Here is an 18,578-nt window from a genome sequence, read left to right on the forward strand (position 1 = left end):
GCGTCAGTCTCCCGCCACCCGCAACTCCCTCCCCGTACCGGCGACCGCCACCGCCCCGTCCTGGTCCGTGCGCAGCACCGTCGCCCCCTGGGCGCGCAGTGCCGCGACCGTGCCGGGCGCAGGGTGGCCGTAGGTGTTGTCCTCGCCGCAGCTGATGAGCGCCAGGCGCGGGGCCACCTTCCGTATGAGCGCGAAGTCCTGGTGGGCGGAGCCGTGGTGGGCCACCTTCAGGACGTCGATGTCCTTCAGCTCCGCTGCCGCCGGGGAGCGGGCCAGCTCCCGCTGGGCCGGGGGCTCCAGGTCGCCGAGCAGCAGCAGGCGCAGGCCCGCCGTGCGGACCAGGAGGGTGACGCTGGCGTCGTTGGGGCCGCCTTCCGTGCCCGGTGCCGTGGTCGTCGGTGGGTTCGGCGGAGGCCACACCACCTGCCAGGACAGCGGGCCGGAACGGCGCTGCTCTCCTGCGGCCGCCTGCCGTAAGGGGATCCCGTGGGCCGCCGCCTGTCTGCGCACGGCCTCGGCCCGGTCCGCCGGCTCCTCCAGGGCCGTCGTCTCGATCGCGCCCACCGAACGGCCCCGCAACACACCGGGCAGGCCCGCCACGTGGTCGGCGTGGAAGTGGGTCAGCAGCACGAGGGGGACGCGGGTGATGCCGAGGGAGCGCAGGCAGTGGTCGACCAAGGTGGGGTCGGGGCCCGCGTCCACGACCACGCCCCTCCCCTCTCCCGCCGCCAGGACCAACGCGTCGCCCTGGCCCACGTCGCACATCACCATCCGCCAGCCCGGTGGGGGCCACCCCTTGATCACCCGGGCCAGTGGCGGCGGCTGCACCACCGCGAGGAGCAGCAGCAGCGCGCAGACACCGCACCACCAGGGGTGTCGCAACAGGCGCCTGCCGACCAGCAGTACGCACACCGTGACGAGGGCGAGCAGCGCCGCCCCGGCCCAGTCGCCCGGCCAGTCCACTCCCGCGCCGGGCAGCGCGGCCCCGGTGCGGGCGATCCCGGCGATCCACTCGGCCGGCCAGCCCCCGCACCAGGCCAGGGCCTTGGCCGCCGGCAACGCCACCGGCGCCGTCGCCAGTGCCGCGAAGCCGAGCACGGTGGCCGGGGCCACCGCGAACTCCGCCAACAGGTTGCACGGCACCCCCACCAGGCTCACCCGCGCCGACAGCACGGCGACGACCGGCGCGCACAGGGCCTGCGCGGCCCCCGCGGCGGCCAGCGCCTCCGCGAGCCGGGGCGGCACCCGGCGCCGGCGCAACGCCGCGCTCCACCGCGGGGCGAGCGTGAGCAGCGCCCCCGTGGCCAGCACGGAGAGCAGGAAACCGTAACTTCGCGCGAGCCAGGGGTCGTACAGCACCAGCAGCAGTACCGCCGTCGCCAGCGCCGGGAGGAGTGATCTGCGGCGTCCGGTGGCCAGGGCGAGCAGGGCGACGGACCCGCAGGCCGCCGCCCGCAGCACGCTCGGGTCGGGCCGGCACACGACGACGAAGGCGAGCGCGAGCAGCACGCCGAGCAGCGCGGTCGTCCGCAGGTGCAGGCCGAGCCGGGGCGCCAGGCCACGGCGCTCGCTGCGCTGGGCCAGTCCCGGCGGGCCGAGGAGCAGCGCGAGCACGATCGTGAAGTTGGCGCCCGAGACGGCCAGCGTGTGGGTCAGGTCGGTCTCCTTGAACGCCTCTTCCAGCTCAGGCGTGACGCGCGAGGTGTCGCCCACGACCAGACCCGGCAGCAGCGCCCTCGCGTCCGCCGGCAGGTCCTCGGTCGCCTCGCGCAGACCGGCCCGCAACCGGCCGGCCAGGCGCTGCGCTCCCGACGGCTCCGCCACCACGTCCGGCGGCTGCCGACCGGCCCGTACGCGCAGCACCGCGGCGATCCGGTCGCCGCGCGTCCTCGGGGGCGCCAGCCGGGCGGCGGTGACGCGGAGGCTCGTGGTCGGCAGCAGGTTCAGCCAGCGGGAGGGTCCCGGTCCTGCGTGGGACCGCTCGTCTCCCTTGCCGACGTCTACGAGTACGAGGACCGGCGTTCGGGTCGTCACCGCCGCCCCGCCCGGTTCCGTCACCCGCCGTACGTCGGCTTCGATCAGCACCGTGGGCGGCATCGCACGGTCGCCCCGGACGCGCGGCCGCGTGAGGCGAGGGTCGGCCGTGACCTCCACCTCGGCGGTGACGGTGGCATACCGCCGCGCCAGGTCCGGCACGGGTCCCCGGCGCAGGTCCGCGCCGTGCAGCGCGGCGGAGGTGGCGGACGCGGCGACGCAGAGGAGCAGGGCGGCGAGTGCCGCGCGGGGGCCTCCGCGCGCCCTCCGCCCCTCCCGCGTCGGCCTCAGCAGCAGTGCCCCGGCCAGGACCACGCCGACGGCCACGACGCCCACGGCCCAGCCGGTCGGCACGTCCAGCACCAGCGCCGCCGTCGCCCAGGCCGCGAGCGCGGGCGGCACCAGCCGCAGGTCCGTGGGGCCTTCCTGCCGGGGGTGGGCCGCACCGAGCCGGTGGCCCGAGGCGGCGTGCACCGCGGCACGTGCGGCCCGTGCCCGGCCGACAGGCTCCCTCGGTTCCCCCGGCCCTCCCGACTCCCCCGGCCCTCCCGGCTCTCCCGGCCGACTCGTGTCCGTCCTCACGTCCGTGCTCATGGCCGTACGAGATCCCGCAGGTCGGCGAAGCGGCGTTCACCGATGCCGTTGACCTCGCGCAGCTCGTCCACCGAGCGGAAACCGCCGTGCTGGGCGCGGTAGTCGATGATGTGCTGGGCGAGCACCGGGCCGACGCCCGGGAGGGTTTCCAGCTGGTCGGCCGTCGCCGTGTTGAGGGACACCGGTGCCGCGGGGGCCCCTCCCGCCGGTGCCCCGCCCGGTCCGCCGGCATCAGGCGCCGCCCCGGGTGCGGGCGCGGCTCCGACGATCACCTGCTCGCCGTCCACCAGGAAGCGGGCCTGGTTCAGTCCGTCGGTCTTGGTGCCGGGCCGCACGCCCCCGGCGGCACGCAGGGCGTCGGCCACCCGTGAGCCGGCCGGGAGGCTGTGGATTCCGGGCTTGCGGACCTTGCCGCCGACGTCCACGACGATCTCGGCCCCGGCCGTGGCTGTGGCCGCGGTCGCGGTCGCCGATGCGGCTTTGGGCTCGCGGTCTCCCGCCGTCGGCCCCGCTTCACCGGCTCCGAATGCCGCCGCCTCCCGCACCACCTCGGGTGCCGCCACGGGCTGGGTGCGGCCGGACCAGAAGTGCTGCATCGCGAAGGCGGCCGCGACGACGAGCAGCACCGTGAGCGCGACCACGCTGCGCCGCTCCAGCCCGCACCGGGTCTGCAGCCACACCGGCATCCGCTCCCGCACCGCCTGCCCGGCTCGCTCCCGCCAGGGCGCCCCTACGACGCCGACGCCCGTATCGGCGTCGGCAGCCGCTGCCTGGCCCCCGTCGTCCCGCCGCACCACGCCACGGCCGGGCAACGGCGGCCCCTTCCCCGACTCACCCTGCGACCCGGCGTGCTCGGCACTCTCGACAGGCTCAGTGTGCTCAGCGAAGAGTGCCTGCGCGCGTCGGCGCAGCTCCTCGGTTGGTGCATGCCGGCGCCCGTGCCGGGCCGCCCTGCCGTGGGAGCCGGGGCGAGGTGCGCGGCGGTGGCGGAGCCGACCGTCGGATGCCGGGGCGCGGCCCGGGCCGCTGGTCGCGGGTGCGGTGCGTGAGCGTGATCGAAGAGCCATGCGCCGAGGATCGGACACTCGGGCCCACCCGCGATGATCATGCTCAATTCCCGGGGACTACTGCCGGGTTGTGGAAAACTCCGGCCCCCACACGGGTGACACGAGACGCCAACGGCGACGACGACACCCACAGCGACAGTGACAGTGACGGCGACGCGCCACCGCGCGGACGCCCCTCACCTCGTCGAGACCACGACCCCCAACAGCCCGGGCCCCGTATGCGCCCCGATCACCGCACCGACCTCGCTCACATGCAGGTCGCCCAGCCCGGGAACTCGGTCCCGCAGGCGGTCCGCCAGGGCCGACGCCCGGTCGGGGGCGGCGAGATGATGGACGGCGATGTCGACGGGCGCACTGCCCGCCCGGTCGGCGGCGATCTCCTCCAGCCGGGCGATGGCCTTGGACGCCGTCCGGACCTTCTCCAGGGGTTCGATGCGGCCGCCGTCCAGTTGCAGCAGCGGCTTCACGGCGAGCGCGGAGCCGAACAGGGCCTGGGCCGCCCCGATCCGGCCGCCGCGGCGCAGATAGTCGAGGGTGTCGACGTAGAAGTAGGCGGAGGTGCCCGCGGCCCGTTTCTCGGCGGCCGTGACGGCCTCGTCCACCGTGCCGCCCGCCTCGGCCGCCTCCGCGGCGGCGAGCGCGCAGAACCCGAGGGCCATCGCGATCATCCCGGTGTCCACGACCCGCACCGGCACCGGTGCCTCACGCGCCGCGACGACGGCCGCGTCGTGCGTGCCGGAGAGCTCGGCGGAGAGGTGGAGGGAGACGATGCCGTCCGCGCCCGCCTCGGCGATCCTGCGGTAGGTCTCGGCGAAGAGTTCGGGGCTGGGGCGAGAGGTGGTGACAGGTCGCCGTTTCTGCAGGGCCTGGGCCAGGGAGCGGGTCGAGATCTCGGTGCCCTCTTCCAGGGCTCTGTTGCCCAGGACGACGGTCAGGGGTACCGCGGTGATGCCGTGCCGCTCCATCGTCCGGGCCGGGAGGTAGGCCGTTGAATCCGTGACGATAGCGACATGGCGGGACATGAGCTGGAGGTTACCTGGCGTAGTGCCCGTACGGCAGTCCGGCCCCGGCGCCCGGGCGTTCACAGGGCCATGATCGGGTGATCGATCCGGTCGGGTCAGGTGGTGCTCTCCGGGCGGGGCTTCTTCTGCCAGGGGTACACCGGGCTCGGTGCGGGTGGGGTGATGGCGGGCGGCGCGGGCTCCTCGGCCGGCTCGTGCCGTGGGGCCTCGGGCCAACTCTGCCGGGCGGACGGGGCGTCGGCGGCCGGGGCCTCGGGCCAGGACTGCGGCGCGGCGGCGGGTTCCGTCTCCGTCCAGTGCCGCAGGGCACCGGCCTCGACGTCGATCTGTGCGCTCAGCGAGTCCAGGTCGTCGTCCGCGAAGCGGCGGGCGCGGTCGCGGGTCGCCCAGCGCAGGGCGTCCGCCGAGCGGGTGATGCGCTCGGTGCGCTCGCGCAGGTCGGGCAGGCGCTCGGCGAGGGTGACGCGGTCCGGCTCGGACTCCAGGCGTCGCAGTTCGGCGTCCAGCTCGAACCCGTGCGCGCCGAGCCGGTCGAAGAGGGCGAGGGACTCCTTGAGGGACTCGTCCTCGGCCACGCGCGCGTGCAGGGCGTCCTGCGTGGCCCGCATCGAGGTACGCAGCGTCAGCCGCAGCTGGGCCAGCTCGGCGGCCGGGCCCACCTGGACGAGGGACTTGGCGCGCAGGGTGTGGTCCTCGACCGTGCGGCGGGCCTGCGTGATGCCGCGGTCCACGCTGCGCTTGGCGGCGCCGACGGCCTTCACCGTGGCGTAGACGCCCAGCACGACGGCGAGCAGGAAGAGCAGGGCGAAGACGGTGATGGCTGCTTCCACGAAGCTCCTCCTCCGAGCGTCCGGCCCGCGGGCCGGCAGGCCACGGCGCGGCACCCGTCGCGCCGCTCTTCCACGGTAAACGCAACGGGCAGGCCCAGGGTTCCGCAAGAACCCCGAACCTGCCCGTACCCGACCCGTAGGGGACGCTCCGGGCGCCCCGGTCGCTGCCTATGCCGGAACGATGTTCACCAGCTTCGGCGCCCGCACGATCACCTTGCGGATGCCGGCCCCGCCCAGCGCGGCCACGACCTTCTCGTCGGCCAGCGCCGCCTTCTCCAGGTCGTCCTCGGAGATGGACGGGGCGACCTCCAGCCGCGCCTTGACCTTGCCCTTGATCTGGACGACGCAGGTCACGGTCTCGTCGACGACGTAGGCGGGATCGGCCACCGGGAAGTCCCGGTGCACCACGGAGTCCGTGTGCCCCAGCTTGCGCCACAGTTCCTCGGCGACGTGCGGGGCCAGCGGGGCGACCAGCAGGACCAGGCTCTCGGCGACCGGGCGCGGGACCGTGCCGCCCGCCTTCGTCAGGTGGTTGTTCAGCTCGGTGACCTTGGCGATGGCGGTGTTGAACCGCATGCCCTCCAGGTCCTGCCGCACGCCGTCGATGGCCTTGTGCAGGGCGCGCAGGGTGTCGGTGTCGACGTCGCTCTCCGCGACGTCGGCCACCGACAGCTCGCCGGTGTTCTCGTCGACGACGTTGCGCCACAGCCGCTGCAGCAGCCGGAACTGGCCGACCACCGCGCGCGTGTCCCACGGCCGGGAGACGTCCAGCGGGCCCATCGCCATCTCGTACAGGCGCAGGGTGTCCGCGCCGTACTCGGCGCAGATCTCGTCGGGGGTGACCGCGTTCTTCAGGGACTTGCCCATCTTGCCCAGCAGCCGGGAGACCCGCTCGCCCTGGTAGTAGTGGGCGCCGTCGCGCTCCTCCACCTCGGCGGCCGGGACGGCGATCCCGCGCGCGTCACGGTAGACGTAGGCCTGGATCATGCCCTGGTTGAACAGCTTGTGGAACGGCTCGGCCGAGGAGACGTGTCCCAGGTCGAACAGGACCTTGGACCAGAAGCGCGCGTACAGCAGGTGCAGCACGGCGTGCTCGGCGCCGCCGACGTACAGGTCGACGCCGCCGTGCGGCAGGCCCTCGCGCGGGCCCATCCAGTACTGCTCGATCTCGGGGTCGACCAGCCGCTCGCTGTTGTGCGGGTCCAGGTAGCGCAGCTCGTACCAGCAGGAGCCTGCCCAGTTGGGCATGGTGTTGGTCTCGCGGCGGTACTTGCGCGGGCCGCGGCCGTCGCCCAGGTCCAGGGTGACGTTCACCCAGTCCTCGTTGCGCGACAGCGGGGTCTCGGGGCGGGTGTCGGCGTCGTCCGGGTCGAAGGTGCGCGGGGAGTAGTCCTCGACCTCGGGCAGCTCCAGCGGCAGCATCGACGCGGGCAGCGGGTGGGCGATGCCGTCCTCGTCGTAGACGATCGGGAAGGGTTCGCCCCAGTAGCGCTGGCGGCTGAACAGCCAGTCGCGCAGGCGGAAGTTGACGGTGCCCTCGCCGGCGCCGGTGCGTTCCAGCCACTCGGTGATGCGCTCCTTGGCCTCGACGACGGGCAGGCCGTCCAGGCTGATCTCGCCGTTGGACGAGTTCATGATCTTCGCGTCGTAGGAGCCGAAGGCGTCCTCCCACGTCGCGGGGTCGGTGCCCCGGCCGTCGGTCGGCTCGACGATGCAGCGGATCGGCAGCTCGAAGGCGCGCGCGAACTCGAAGTCGCGCTGGTCGCCCGCCGGGACGGCCATGATCGCGCCGGTGCCGTAGCCCATCAGCACGTAGTCGGCGATGAAGACCGGGACCTGCTCGCCGTTGACCGGGTTGGTCGCGTAGGCGCCGATGAAGACGCCGGTCTTGTCCTTGGCCTCGGCCTGCCGCTCGACGTCGGACTTCGAGGCGGCCTGCGCGCGGTACGCGGCGACGGCCTCGGCCGGGGTGGCGTGACCGCCGGTCCACACGCCGTGCGTGCCCTCGGGCCAGGCGTCGGGGGTGAACTTCTCGACCAGCGGGTGCTCGGGCGCCAGCACCATGTAGGTGGCGCCGAACAGGGTGTCCTGGCGGGTGGTGAAGACGGTGATGCGCTCCCCGTCGACGGGGAAGTCGACGCGGGCACCCTCGGAGCGGCCGATCCAGTTGCGCTGCTGCAGCTTGATGGCCTCGGGCCAGTCCAGCTCGTCCAGGTCGTCCAGCAGCCGGTCGGCGTAGGCGGTGATGCGCATGTTCCACTGGCGCAGCTTGGACTTGAAGACGGGGAAGTTGCCGCGCTCGGAGCGGCCGTCGGCGGTGACCTCCTCGTTGGCCAGTACGGTGCCCAGTCCCGGGCACCAGTTGACGGGCGCGTCGGAGGCGTAGGCCAGGCGGTACTCGCCCAGTACGTCGGCGCGTTCGGCGTCGCTCAGCGCGTCCCACGCCCGTCCGGGGTGGCCCGGGACCGCCCGCTCACCGGAGGCGAACTGCGCGACCAGCTCGGCGATCGGGCGGGCCTTGTCGGCCTCGTCGTCGTACCAGGAGTTGAAGATCTGCAGGAAGATCCACTGGGTCCACTTGTAGTACTCCGGGTCGATCGTGGCGAACGACCGGCGCTTGTCGTGGCCCAGGCCCAGCCGGCGCAGCTGGCTCTGCATGTTCTTCATGTTGGCTTCGGTGGACGCGCGCGGGTGCGTGCCGGTCTGCACGGCGTACTGCTCGGCGGGCAGGCCGAAGGCGTCGAAGCCCAGGGTGTGCAGGACGTTGTGGCCGGTCATCCGCTGGAAGCGGGCGAAGACGTCGGTGGCGATGTAGCCCAGGGGGTGGCCGACGTGCAGGCCCGCGCCGGAGGGGTACGGGAACATGTCCATGATGAACTTCTTGGGCCTGGCGACCAGCTCCGGGTCGCCCGCCAGGTCACCCTTGGGGTTCGGCGCGGCGTACGTCCCCTCGGCGTCCCAGAAGTCCTGCCAGCGTGCCTCGATCTCGGCGGCCATGGCAGCCGTGTAGCGGTGCGGCGCGGCGTCCGCCGACACAGGGGCACTCGCCGCGGGGTTCGTCTCGCTCATGATCCTCAAAGCTCCATCGATCGTCTCTGCCAGCGGCTGCGACCTTCATGACCAGCGGCTGCGAGGGCCGGGAAATGAAAAATCCCCTCGCACAGGAGGGGACGCCGCGCCGATTCCGGCCACCGGACTACGACCGGGGTCGGGACTGATCAGCGCGGCTCGCTAAGCAGAAGGCGTACGGCACGCATGGCGTCAGGGTACCGCAGTCGCCGAGCGGGCCGCGACGGGCTTTCGGCCACCGAAACGGGCGCCAACCCTGAACCAAGGTCAAAGGTTACTTCGCGTAACGACCACTAAGGGACATCACTACGAGCGCATTGTCGTTTGATAACAACGCAATAACTCAAACCTCGTACCCACGGGTATGACGCCACTTAGAGTGCGGCAGCGGGACCGCTTTCCCGAACCGCTCCGGAGTTGCCCCCATGAACCCTCCCCCGATCCACCCGCGCGACACCAGCTCGCCGCCTCTCCTCACGTCCCTGACGTGGGGTGGTCTGCCGTGGTGACGAACGACAGCACGGTGGACGACACCTTCGCCCAGTTCCTCAACTTCGGCGCCGGAGTCCTCTCCCTGGTCTTCCTCAGCTGCTCGGTGATCTGGGGACTGCTCGCCCAGGACCGGATCGTCCTCGACACCCGGCAGCGGATCCTGGCCCAGGCGGTGCACCGGACCACCGCCGTCGCCTCTGTCGTGTTCCTGCTGGTGCACATCGTCGTCAAGCTGGTCCTCGACCACACCACCTGGGTCGCCGCGATCCTCCCGTTCGGGCTCCTGGCCACGGACGACGAGGAGTTCGGCGGCCGGGCCGTCCTCATCGGCTTCGGCACCCTGGCCAGCATGCTCATGATCTTCGTGGGCGTCACCGGCGCCCTGCGCAACCGCTTCGCGTCCCCGGCCCCCGTGGCCGCCCGCTGGCGGGCCATGCACATGCTGGCCTACCCGGCGTGGTGCCTGGCCCTGGTGCACGGGCTCTACGCGGGTCGCGCGGCGAAGCCCGTCTTCACGATCCTTTACGCCCTGTCCGTGGTCGGCGTCATGGCGGCTCTGGCACTGCGCGCCGCACCCCGCCCGGTCAAGCGCAAGGTCGCCGACCGGATCGCGGGCGTTTTCGGGACCGGGGAGCGGCCGGCCCGCGAGGAGCAGGAGGAGAGCCGGCCGAGGGACACCCCCGCCCTGCCGGGCTACGAGCGCGCCGGGGCCTCGCGAGCGCGCGGAACGTCCCCGTCCGCCCCGCTGTACGAGTCCGCGGAGCGCCTCACCTCCCCCGAACCCGCGGGCGGCTTCGCGGCGGCCTACCGTGCCGTGTCCGGCCCCTCGGGCCCTTACCGCCCGCCGCTGACGGCCGACCCGGCCGCCTCCGCCCAGTTGCCGCCCGACATGCGGCCCACCGAGGCGATGCCCTTCGTGGACGGCGGTGGCAGCACCTCGGGCAGCTGGCCCATACCGTCGCCGCCACCGGTCGGCGAAGCACCCCCGTCGGTCTACGACCCGCTCAACGACACGGGACACACCATTCCGGTCTATGGCAATACGGACGCCTCGGGCTACGGCTCGAGTGACGTGTACGACACCCGTGAGACGAACGCGGTCTACGACACGTACTACCCCAACGACACGTACAACAGCGGTCCCGCCACTGAACCAACCCCCGGTACGCCGTCACCCGGTGCGCCGTCCTCGGCCTACGACTTCGACGCACCGGGTTCGGGTGAACCCTGGAACACGCCTTCCGGAGGCCGGAATTGAACGAGGCCCTGCCCGACGTCCCAGAAGTCCGCGTGGTCGGTCTTCCCCAGCTCACGTCGGGCTTCGACCTTGTCGAGCGCCTGGATCTGCCGATGCACCTCAAGGTGCACGGCCCGCTCGAACCGATGGGCGGGGAGCAGCTCGCGCAGCTCTCCGAACGCATCAACCTCAAGGGCCGCGGCGGCGCGGGCTTCCCCTTCCACAAGAAGCTGCGCTCGGTCGCCGAGGCGGCGATCAAACGCGGCGTACGGCCGGTCGTGGTCGTCAACGGCAGCGAGGACGAGCCCGCCTGCCGCAAGGACACGGTGCTCATCAACCGTGCCCCGCACCTGATCCTGGACGGGGCGCTGCTGTGCGCCGAGGCGATGGGCGCCCGCACGCTCGTCATCGGGGTCACCCGTGAGTCCACGCAGCGCTCCATGGAGGCCGCCCTGGCCGAGCGCGGCCTGAGCAACGGGCGCCGCTCCGCCCTCCGCGCGCGCGTGCAGCGCAACCCGGTGCGCATGGTCACCGGCGCGGCGGCCTCGCTGGTCCGCTCCATCGACGGCGGCCCGGCGATCCCGCCCGGCCGCAAGATCAGCGCCTCCAAGAGCGGCGTCGGCGGCGCGCCGACCCTGCTGTCCAACGCCGAGACGTTCGCCCAGCTGGCCATCGCCGCCCGCATCGGCCCCGAGCGCTACGGCAACACCGGCCTGTACGACGAGCCGGGCACCGTGATGCTCACGGTCTCCGGCGCGGTGGCCCGCCCCATGGTCATCGAGGTGCCGACGGGCGTGCCGCTGCGCTACGTCCTCCAGCTGGCGGGCGCCCCGCCGGTGCCGCAGGGTGTGCTGACCGGCGGCTACCACGGCAAGTGGATCGACGCGGCGACCGTGGACGAGGCGATCGTCTCCCGCAACTCATTGCAGCAGGTGGGCGGCTCGCTCGGCGCGGGCGCGATCCTGCCGATCAGTCAGGACACCTGCCCGCTGGGCGAGTCGCTGCGGGTGGCGCAGTGGCTGGCCGAGGAGAGCGCCGGCCAGTGCGGCCCCTGCTACCTCGGCCTGCCGGCCGCCGCGCGGGGCCTGGAGGACATCCTGAACGGCGGCGGCCCGGCCGCCCTGGAGGCGGTCAAGCAGGTCGCGAGGAACGTCAAGCGGCGCGGCGCCTGTTCGCACCCGGACGGCTCGGCGATGTTCCTGGAGTCGACCGTCAAGGCGTTCACGGACGACCTGGCCGCCCATGTCCTCGGCAACGGCTGCGGACGGCCCGTGGAGGGCGTCCTGCCGCTCTTCGAGGGGGGCAGGGCCCCTACGGGCATTCCGGGCGGCGGCGGGGAGGAGAACGGGCCCAGTCGCCAGAAGATCTTCGTCGACTGGACGCTGTGCCGGGGCCACGGGCTGTGCGCGGACATCCTCCCGGAGGTCTTCCAGCTCGGCGCCGACGGCTTCCCGACCGTCGCGCAGGCGGAGGTGCCGCGCTTCGCGGAGGCCAAGGCGGTGCGCGCGGTGCGCCGCTGCCCGGCACTGGCGCTGCGCATCGAGGAGGACACCCGCGGGCCGGCGCCGGCCTCGCGAAACAACCTGCCGGTGCTGTCCCAGGGCCGCGGCCGCCGGGCGCTCGGGCGCTGAGGCCGAAGACGAACAAACCCCCCGGATCGAAGATCCGGGGGGTTTTCCTGTGGAGCTAAGGAGAATTGAACTCCTGACCTCCTGCATGCCATGCAGGCGCTCTACCAACTGAGCTATAGCCCCTTGCCGCCTGCCGCCCGGTCTCCCCGGCGGCGACGCCAACATTACACGTTCCACCGGGCCCACCGCCAAATCGTTTCCGTTCTGTCTGATTTGACCCGATGTGCCCTTTACTCGCCCGTGAGTCACCCGTTGGTCAGGCCGTGACGAACGAGTAGAACCGCTTGAGCGTGCAGTGCTCCTCCAGGAGCCGGCCGTAGATCGGCTCGCCCTCGAGTTCGCGGTACGTCTCGATCGGGTCGCCCTTTATGATCAGCGCCCGCGCGCACTCCTCGCACCAGTACTGGTAGTCCGGATTCACCGGCTCCATGTCCCGCACGATCGGGGTGCCGCTGCCGCACCAGTCGCACTTTCGCCTGTGTGCACCCATCGATCAGCTCCAGCTGTGGCCGCAGGCCGTGCACACGTACGAGATTCCGCCGTTGTCGCCGAGGACTTGGGCCACATGGCCGGAACCGCAGGAAGGGCACCTGAGGCGGGTGGCCGTGTTCCTTGCCACCGCTCCGCCGAGGAGGTGACCGACCTCCTCGAGGATGCTCCCAGGCATCGCCACTCCCTCCCGTCGGGCCGCGGTCCCCTCCGGCCGTTTGATTCTGCCACGAGCGGGCCAATACGGTCAGCGACGCCTCAGTACCGGTCCGGACACGGAGTCCCACAGGGGTATACGCCTGTGGGACGCCTGTTGCTCAAGCGGGCGGAGACGAAAAATCCCGCCCCCCGAAGGGGACGGGATTCGTCCGTGGGCTGTGGAGCTAAGGAGAATTGAACTCCTGACCTCCTGCATGCCATGCAGGCGCTCTACCAACTGAGCTATAGCCCCTGGTGCCACGCGGCGGGGCCGCATGGTCTCTTTCGCTCCGCTCGGCGGGGCGAACAAGAAGAACTTTAGCCTGCGACCTGCCGGAAAGTGAAATCCGGGTACCGGCCCCAGCGCCTGCGGCTCAGTCGTCGTCGCCGAGCACCGGTTCCGGCAGCGTGCCGGCGTTGTGCTCCAGCAGACGCCAGCCGCGGGCGCCCTCGCCGAGGACCGACCAGCAGCAGTTGGTCAGGCCGCCGAGGCTCTCCCAGCTGTGGGGTTCGAGGCCGAGCAGGCGGCCGATGGTGGTGCGGATCGTGCCGCCGTGGCTGACCACGACGAGGGTGCCGTCCTCGGGGAGCTTCTCGGCGTGCCGGAGCACCACGGGGGCGGCGCGGTCGGCGACCTCGGTCTCCAGCTCGCCGCCGCCGCGGCGCACGGGCTCGCCGCGCTTCCACGCCGTGTACTCGTCGCCGTGCCGGGCGATGATCTCCTCGTGGGTCAGGCCCTGCCAGACGCCGGCGTAGGTCTCCCGCAGGCCCTCCTCCAGGGTCACCTCGAGGCGGGTGAGCACGGACAGCTCGGCTGCCGTGTTCGCGGCGCGCGCGAGGTCGGAGGCGACGATCGCGTCGGGCCTGAGGTGCACGAGCAGCTGGGCCGCGCGGCGGGCCTGGGCCACGCCGGTGTCGGTCAGCTCGACGTCCGTGCTGCCCTGGAAGCGGCGTTCCACGTTCCACGCGGTCTGGCCGTGCCGCCACAGGATGACGCGCCGGCCGCGGCCCGGTGTGCCGGCCGTCACCTCGCCGGTGGCGCTCACCGCCAGTCCCCGTCGGTCTGCGTCGCCTCCTCGGCGGCCTGGAGCTTCGCGTGCTCCTCCGCCTTGCCGCGGGTCTCCTTGGCGTCGGCGGGCAGCTCCAGCTCGGGGCAGTCCTTCCACAGCCGCTCCAGGGCGTAGAAGACGCGCTCCTCGCTGTGCTGGACGTGGACGACGATGTCGACGTAGTCGAGCAGGACCCAGCGGGCCTCGCGGTCGCCCTCGCGGCGCACCGGCTTGACGCCGAGTTCCTTGCCGAGCCGCTCCTCGATCTCGTCGACGATCGACTTGACCTGGCGGTCGTTGGGCGCGGAGGCCAGCAGGAAGGCATCCGTGATCGACAGCACGTCGCTGACGTCGTAGGCGATGATGTCGTGCGCGAGCTTGTCGGCCGCCGCCTGCGCGGCGGTGTTGATGAGTTCGATGGAGCGGTCGGTCGCGGTCACTGCCTGGCTTTCGGGTCGGCGGTCGGTTGACCTCAAGGGTCTCACGACCGCCGACAGCCGCCCACGCGATAAGCGCCCGCCCCTAGGACGCTGGTTTGTAGTCCTGGCCGAGGACCACCGAGACCCGCGCGTTCGCGGAGACCTTCCCCTGGGTGACGGAGTCCGTGGGCAGGCCCAGGGTCTTGGCGACCTGGACGGCGTTCTCCTTGTCGGCGGCCTCGGCGTAGGTCACCTCCGACGCCGCCTCGGTGCCGGACGCGGTGCCGCCGGACACGAAGGTGAAGCCGCCGTTGAGGAGGACGACGCGGGCCTTGCCGGTACGGTCCTCCACGCCGGTGGCGTTGCGCACGGAGACACTGACCGCCGCGTCCTTGTCGGGGGCCTTGGCGGTGCCGCCGAGGACGTCCTTGACGACGCTGTCACTGGCCTCGGCGCTGAGCCCGCCGTCGTCCTGGACGGGGAGCAGCGCGGTCTTGAAGTCGCCGCTCTTGGCGCGGTCGGAGAGGCCGGCGAGGAAGGAGCCGAGGTCCTTCTCGGTCAGCGGCGGGTCGAGGATCAGCCCGAGGGTCTGGACGGTGGTCGTCGCGGCCTGCGGGTCGGAGGAGAGCTTGCGCAGCACCCCCTGCATGACCTGCCCGAACCGCTGCAGCTGGGCGTTCGCCTCCTCGCCCTTGCCGCTGTAGGTGGCGTAGGCGACGGCCATCTTGCCGCTGAGGGTCTGGCCCTCGCCCTTGTGCACGAGGGGCGCGGCGCCCTTGTCCTTGGACTCCGGGTCGGGCACGTCGGCGTCGGTGTCCACGTCGATGTTGCCGACCAGGTCGACGAGGATCTGGAGGTAGGGCGTGTCCAGGCGCCAGGTGCCCTCGATGTCGGTGCCGAGGGCGGAGTCGAGCGCGGTCCGGGTCGCGTCGGGACCCTCGTCGTCGACGGACTTGGCGAGCGTGGTGGTGCTGCCGTCGTCGCCGGTCAGGTCGAGCGCGTTGGGCACCAGTACGGCGGTGCCCTGCTTGGTGGTGGTGTTGTTCACGAGCAGCGCGGTGGAGGTGCCGCCGCCCTTGGTGTCGTGCAGGTGGACGGCGATCACGTCGCGCTTCTGGGCGCCGGCCGTCGTCGCGGCGCCCGTCTTGTCGTCGGAGGAGGACAGTCCGGGCAGCTTTCCGGCGTACCAGAGGTACCCGACGCCGCCGACGGCGACCAGCGCCAGGACGACGACCAGGGCGACGACACGCGCGCGTGCGCGCCGCCGGGCCTCCTCGCGGCGTTCGGTGCGGTTCTCCGTGAACTTCATCCAGTCGATGACGTCCTCGGAGTCGCCTTCCGGCTCCTCGACGAAGGCGAACTGCTCGGTCCGGTACTCCCGGTCGGGTTCGGCCGCGGCGGCCGCCTCCGGGTCCTCGCGCGGGCCCGCCTGCTGCGGGATGTGGGCGGTCTGCTCGGCGACCCGGGGCTGCCGGCCGCTGGTGGCGGCCTGGCCGTACGGGTCGTACGGCTGCTGCGCGGGGCCGCCTCCGTGGGCGCCGGGGGCGTAGCCGTCGTAGGAGCCCTGGTCGGGGACGGGCGGCTGCTGACCGGTGTCGTAGCCGCCCTGGTGGCCGTAGGGGTCGTACGGCTGCTGCGGGGCCTGGTGGCCGCCGGTGGCGTACGGGTCGTAGCCGTAGCCCTGCTGCTGTCCGTAGTCCTGTCCGTACTGCTGCCCCTGCTGCCCCTGCTGCTGTGCGTACGGGTCGTACTGCTGCTGTCCGCCGGGCTGGGTCGGGACCTGTCCCTGGCCGTGGCCCTGGGTCCGGCCCTGGGCCTGGCGGTACACGGGCCGGCCGTACTCGTCGTACCCGACCAGCTCGTACTGGTCGTCGCCGCCGTATCCCGCGTCGTATCCGTCGTTCACCGGTGCCCCTCTCGGCTCACTCGCCGCGGTACAGCTGGCGTTTGTCGATATAGCGCACGACTCCGTCCGGCACCAGGTACCAGACGGGATCGCCCTTGGCGACTCTCGCACGGCAGTCCGTGGAGGAGATGGCGAGGGCGGGGACCTCGACGAGCGAGACACCGCCCTTGGGGAGTCCGGCGTCCGTGAGGGTGTGGCCGGGCCGGGTGACGCCGATGAAGTGCGCGAGGCAGAACAGCTCCTCGCTGTTGCGCCAGGTCAGGATCTGGGCGAGGGCGTCGGCCCCGGTGATGAAGAACAGGTCCGCGTCCGGGTTGAGGGCGCGCAGGTCGCGCAGGGTGTCCGCGGTGTAGGTGGGGCCGCCGCGGTCGATGTCGATGCGGCTCACCGAGAACTGCGGGTTCTCGACGGTCGCGACGACCGTCATCAGATAGCGGTCCTCGGCCGCCGAGACCGCGCGGTGGCTCTTCTGCCACGGCTGCCCGGTCGGCACGAACACCACCTCGTCGAGCTGGAACTGCGCGGCGACCTCGCTGGCCGCCACGAGGTGACCGTGGTGGATCGGGTCGAAGGTGCCGCCCATGACGCCCAGGCGGCGCTTGCCCGACGGGCCGTTGCCGGGGCCGGTGGCGCGGGCGGGCACCGCGTTCTGCGTGCCGCGCGCCGGCGCGTGCGCCGGGCCGGTAGGCGTGTCCTGCTCTCCCATGCGAGCAGACCCTACCGGCCCGCCCCGAGCGACCCGGCCGCGCCCACGGTGGCGCGGGCTCAGCGGTCGCGGTTGAACCGGGTGGTGATCCACAGCAGGAGCAGCAGGATGACGAACGCGCCGATGCCGGTGACGTAGGGGCTGAGGCTCTCGTGGTTGCCGCCGTGCTCCTCGCCGCCCTCGGCGGCGAGGGTGACGAACTGGGCGGCGCTGAGGGGAAGGCTCATCTTCGGCAGGACCTATCCGGTGTGGGCGGGACAAGACGTCCGCTCATCGTATGCGGGCGCCTCGCGGGCGATCACGCCGACTCCGCCGTTGGGGACGGGCCGGGAGGGTCCTGGGAGGTCCGGGGAACCTTGGGATCGCCTCAGTCGTCCTTCTGCTTGTACCCCCGCAGCAGGAACCACGCGGTCAGGACACAGCCCAGCACCATGACGATCAGGATGATCCGGAGCAGATTCCCCGGCCCCTGCTGCTCGGCGGCGGTCGTGGCCCCGGCGAGCCAGTCGGCGTGGGGGATGTGCTGCATTTCGTGGACTCCTTCGACGTACTGCCCGTCCACGGTATCTCCGCCTAGGCTGGGCCCGGCGTCGGGGGCGCAAAGGACCGCACAAGGGTTCGCAAAGGCCAGACATACGCACAGGCCACACACACGCACATGGGGGAAGACATGTCCGACGGCCACCACAACGGGCACGAGAACGTGCCGAGCAGGCAGCGCAGGCGCTTCCCCGGAATCTCCTCGCGTGCGTACGAGCATCCGGCCGACCGCAGTGCCCTGGTGGCGCTGCGCAAGCTGAGCGGCTTCGACACGGTCTTCAAGGCGCTGAGCGGCCTGCTGCCCGAGCGGAGCCTGCGGCTGCTGTTCCTGTCCGACTCGGTGCGCGTCTCGGACCGCCAGTTCGCCCATCTGAACGTCATGCTGCGCGACGCCTGCTACATCCTGGACCTGGAGAAGGTCCCGCCGATGTACGTCAACCAGGACCCGACTCCGAACGCGATGTGCATCGGCCTGGACGAGCCGATCATCGTGGTCACCACGGGCCTGGTCGAGCTGCTCGACGAGGAGGAGATGCGGGCGGTCGTCGGGCACGAGGTCGGGCACGCGCTGTCCGGGCACTCGGTCTACCGCACCATCCTGCTCTTCCTGACCTCCCTGGCCGTCCGGGTCGCCTGGATCCCGCTGGGCAACGTGGCGATCATGGCGATCGTGACCGCCCTGCGCGAGTGGTTCCGCAAGTCGGAGCTGTCCGCCGACCGCGCGGGCCTGCTGGTCGGCCAGGACCCGCAGGCCTCCATGCGGGGCCTGATGAAGATCGCGGGCGGCAACCACCTGCACGAGATGAACGTGGACGCGTTCCTGGAACAGGCCGAGGAGTACGAGGCCGGGGGCGACCTGCGCGACTCCGTGCTGAAGATCCTGAACGTGCTGCCCCGCTCCCACCCGTTCACCACGGTGCGGGCCGCCGAGCTGAAGAAGTGGACGGCCTCCCGCGAGTACCAGCGGATCATGGACGGCCACTACCCGCGGCGCGACGAGGACAAGGACACCTCCGTCCGGGACTCCTTCCGGGAGTCGGCGTCCCACTACGCCACGCATGTGCGCAGCTCCAAGGACCCGCTGATGAAGCTGGTGAACGACATCGCGGGCGGCGCCGGTGACCTCGGCGACCGGATGCGACGCGGCTTCGGCGGCTTCACCGCCTCCCAGCCGAGGCCGCCCCAGGACGAGGGAGGACCGGCGGAGGGCCCTGCGGGGTCCGAGGGCCCCGAGGGGCCTGGCGGCGACGGCCCGGAGTCCGGGGAGGACCGCCCGCCGCGCGACGGCGCCTGAC

15 protein-coding genes and 2 tRNA genes are annotated in these 18,578 nt (G+C 72.4%); 3 read left to right on the forward strand and 14 right to left on the reverse strand.

Annotated features, from left to right (window positions below):
* Nucleotides 1-3 precede the first annotated feature (3 nt).
* The 5 genes from ACGH7X_RS13135 to leuS form a co-directional block, all read right to left on the reverse strand.
* Nucleotides 4-2,508, reverse strand: a complete 2,505-nt coding sequence (locus ACGH7X_RS13135; RefSeq protein ID WP_399884904.1) for a ComEC/Rec2 family competence protein — start codon at nt 2,506-2,508, stop codon at nt 4-6.
* A 116-nt stretch (nt 2,509-2,624) separates the two neighbouring features.
* Nucleotides 2,625-3,695, reverse strand: coding sequence for a helix-hairpin-helix domain-containing protein (locus ACGH7X_RS13140; protein ID WP_399884906.1), 1,071 nt, complete (start codon nt 3,693-3,695; stop codon nt 2,625-2,627).
* 176 nt (nt 3,696-3,871) lie between these two features.
* A complete protein-coding gene (locus ACGH7X_RS13145) occupies nt 3,872-4,717 on the reverse strand; it encodes a DegV family protein (protein WP_399884908.1) in 846 nt (281 codons plus the stop codon).
* A gap of 95 nt (nt 4,718-4,812) precedes the next feature.
* Nucleotides 4,813-5,547, reverse strand: a complete 735-nt coding sequence (locus ACGH7X_RS13150; RefSeq protein WP_399884910.1) for a hypothetical protein — start codon at nt 5,545-5,547, stop codon at nt 4,813-4,815.
* Between the two features lie 168 nt (nt 5,548-5,715).
* A complete protein-coding gene (leuS, locus tag ACGH7X_RS13155; protein WP_399884912.1) occupies nt 5,716-8,616 on the reverse strand; it encodes a leucine--tRNA ligase in 2,901 nt (966 codons plus the stop codon).
* A gap of 502 nt (nt 8,617-9,118) precedes the next feature.
* On the opposite strand from leuS, the gene ACGH7X_RS13160 reads away from it, so the two are divergent.
* Complete coding sequence (locus ACGH7X_RS13160; RefSeq protein WP_399884914.1) at nt 9,119-10,366, forward strand: cytochrome b/b6 domain-containing protein; 1,248 nt, start codon at nt 9,119-9,121, stop codon at nt 10,364-10,366.
* Nucleotides 10,363-11,976, forward strand: a complete 1,614-nt coding sequence (locus tag ACGH7X_RS13165) for an NADH-ubiquinone oxidoreductase-F iron-sulfur binding region domain-containing protein (RefSeq protein WP_399884916.1) — start codon at nt 10,363-10,365, stop codon at nt 11,974-11,976. The genes ACGH7X_RS13160 and ACGH7X_RS13165 overlap by 4 nt, the downstream gene beginning before the upstream one ends.
* A gap of 50 nt (nt 11,977-12,026) precedes the next feature.
* On the opposite strand, the gene ACGH7X_RS13170 is transcribed toward ACGH7X_RS13165, so the two are convergent.
* From ACGH7X_RS13170 to ACGH7X_RS13210, 9 genes are all read right to left on the reverse strand, one after another.
* Nucleotides 12,027-12,099 (reverse strand) — tRNA-Ala (locus ACGH7X_RS13170).
* 133 nt (nt 12,100-12,232) lie between these two features.
* On the reverse strand, nt 12,233-12,466 hold the full coding sequence (locus tag ACGH7X_RS13175) for a hypothetical protein (RefSeq protein WP_003976229.1): 234 nt from the start codon (nt 12,464-12,466) through the stop codon (nt 12,233-12,235).
* Nucleotides 12,467-12,843: 377 nt separating this feature from the next.
* Nucleotides 12,844-12,916, reverse strand: a tRNA-Ala gene (locus ACGH7X_RS13180).
* A gap of 121 nt (nt 12,917-13,037) precedes the next feature.
* Nucleotides 13,038-13,709 (reverse strand): histidine phosphatase family protein, encoded by a 672-nt coding sequence (locus tag ACGH7X_RS13185; protein ID WP_399884918.1) that lies wholly within the window; start codon nt 13,707-13,709, stop codon nt 13,038-13,040.
* The gene (gene rsfS, locus ACGH7X_RS13190; RefSeq protein WP_399884920.1) at nt 13,706-14,152 is read right to left on the reverse strand and encodes a ribosome silencing factor; all 447 of its coding nucleotides are present in this window, start codon (nt 14,150-14,152) and stop codon (nt 13,706-13,708) included. Before rsfS ends, ACGH7X_RS13185 begins: the two co-directional genes overlap by 4 nt.
* Before the next feature lie 82 nt (nt 14,153-14,234).
* A complete protein-coding gene (locus tag ACGH7X_RS13195) occupies nt 14,235-16,037 on the reverse strand; it encodes an LCP family protein (protein ID WP_399884922.1) in 1,803 nt (600 codons plus the stop codon).
* A 16-nt stretch (nt 16,038-16,053) separates the two neighbouring features.
* Nucleotides 16,054-16,743 carry a nicotinate-nucleotide adenylyltransferase gene (nadD, locus tag ACGH7X_RS13200; protein ID WP_399884924.1) on the reverse strand — a complete coding sequence of 230 codons (690 nt, stop codon included), beginning with the start codon at nt 16,741-16,743 and terminating at the stop codon, nt 16,054-16,056.
* 59 nt (nt 16,744-16,802) lie between these two features.
* The gene (locus ACGH7X_RS13205; protein WP_003976223.1) at nt 16,803-16,970 is read right to left on the reverse strand and encodes a hypothetical protein; all 168 of its coding nucleotides are present in this window, start codon (nt 16,968-16,970) and stop codon (nt 16,803-16,805) included.
* A gap of 140 nt (nt 16,971-17,110) precedes the next feature.
* Complete coding sequence (locus ACGH7X_RS13210) at nt 17,111-17,272, reverse strand: hypothetical protein (protein WP_399884926.1); 162 nt, start codon at nt 17,270-17,272, stop codon at nt 17,111-17,113.
* Between the two features lie 141 nt (nt 17,273-17,413).
* Here ACGH7X_RS13210 and ACGH7X_RS13215 point away from each other — a divergent pair, with 141 nt between their 5' ends.
* The gene (locus tag ACGH7X_RS13215; RefSeq protein WP_399896983.1) at nt 17,414-18,577 is read left to right on the forward strand and encodes a M48 family metallopeptidase; all 1,164 of its coding nucleotides are present in this window, start codon (nt 17,414-17,416) and stop codon (nt 18,575-18,577) included.
* Nucleotide 18,578: the final 1 nt, after the last annotated feature.

It is taken from the genome of Streptomyces sp. BBFR51 (genome assembly GCF_044591655.1).
GTDB lineage: Bacteria > Actinomycetota > Actinomycetes > Streptomycetales > Streptomycetaceae > Streptomyces.

What these genes read in the sequence shown, in the direction of transcription:
- ACGH7X_RS13140 (WP_399884906.1), bottom strand. Translation starts at nt 3,695, where the DNA reads ATGGCTCTTCGATCACGCTCACGCACCGCACCCGCGACCAGCGGCCCG.
- ACGH7X_RS13145 (WP_399884908.1), bottom strand. Translation starts at nt 4,717, where the DNA reads ATGTCCCGCCATGTCGCTATCGTCACGGATTCAACGGCCTACCTCCCG.
- leuS (WP_399884912.1), bottom strand. Translation starts at nt 8,616, where the DNA reads ATGAGCGAGACGAACCCCGCGGCGAGTGCCCCTGTGTCGGCGGACGCC.
- ACGH7X_RS13175 (WP_003976229.1), bottom strand. Translation starts at nt 12,466, where the DNA reads ATGGGTGCACACAGGCGAAAGTGCGACTGGTGCGGCAGCGGCACCCCG.
- nadD (WP_399884924.1), bottom strand. Translation starts at nt 16,743, where the DNA reads ATGGGAGAGCAGGACACGCCTACCGGCCCGGCGCACGCGCCGGCGCGC.
- ACGH7X_RS13205 (WP_003976223.1), bottom strand. Translation starts at nt 16,970, where the DNA reads ATGAGCCTTCCCCTCAGCGCCGCCCAGTTCGTCACCCTCGCCGCCGAG.
- ACGH7X_RS13210 (WP_399884926.1), bottom strand. Translation starts at nt 17,272, where the DNA reads ATGCAGCACATCCCCCACGCCGACTGGCTCGCCGGGGCCACGACCGCC.
- ACGH7X_RS13215 (WP_399896983.1), top strand. Translation starts at nt 17,414, where the DNA reads ATGTCCGACGGCCACCACAACGGGCACGAGAACGTGCCGAGCAGGCAG.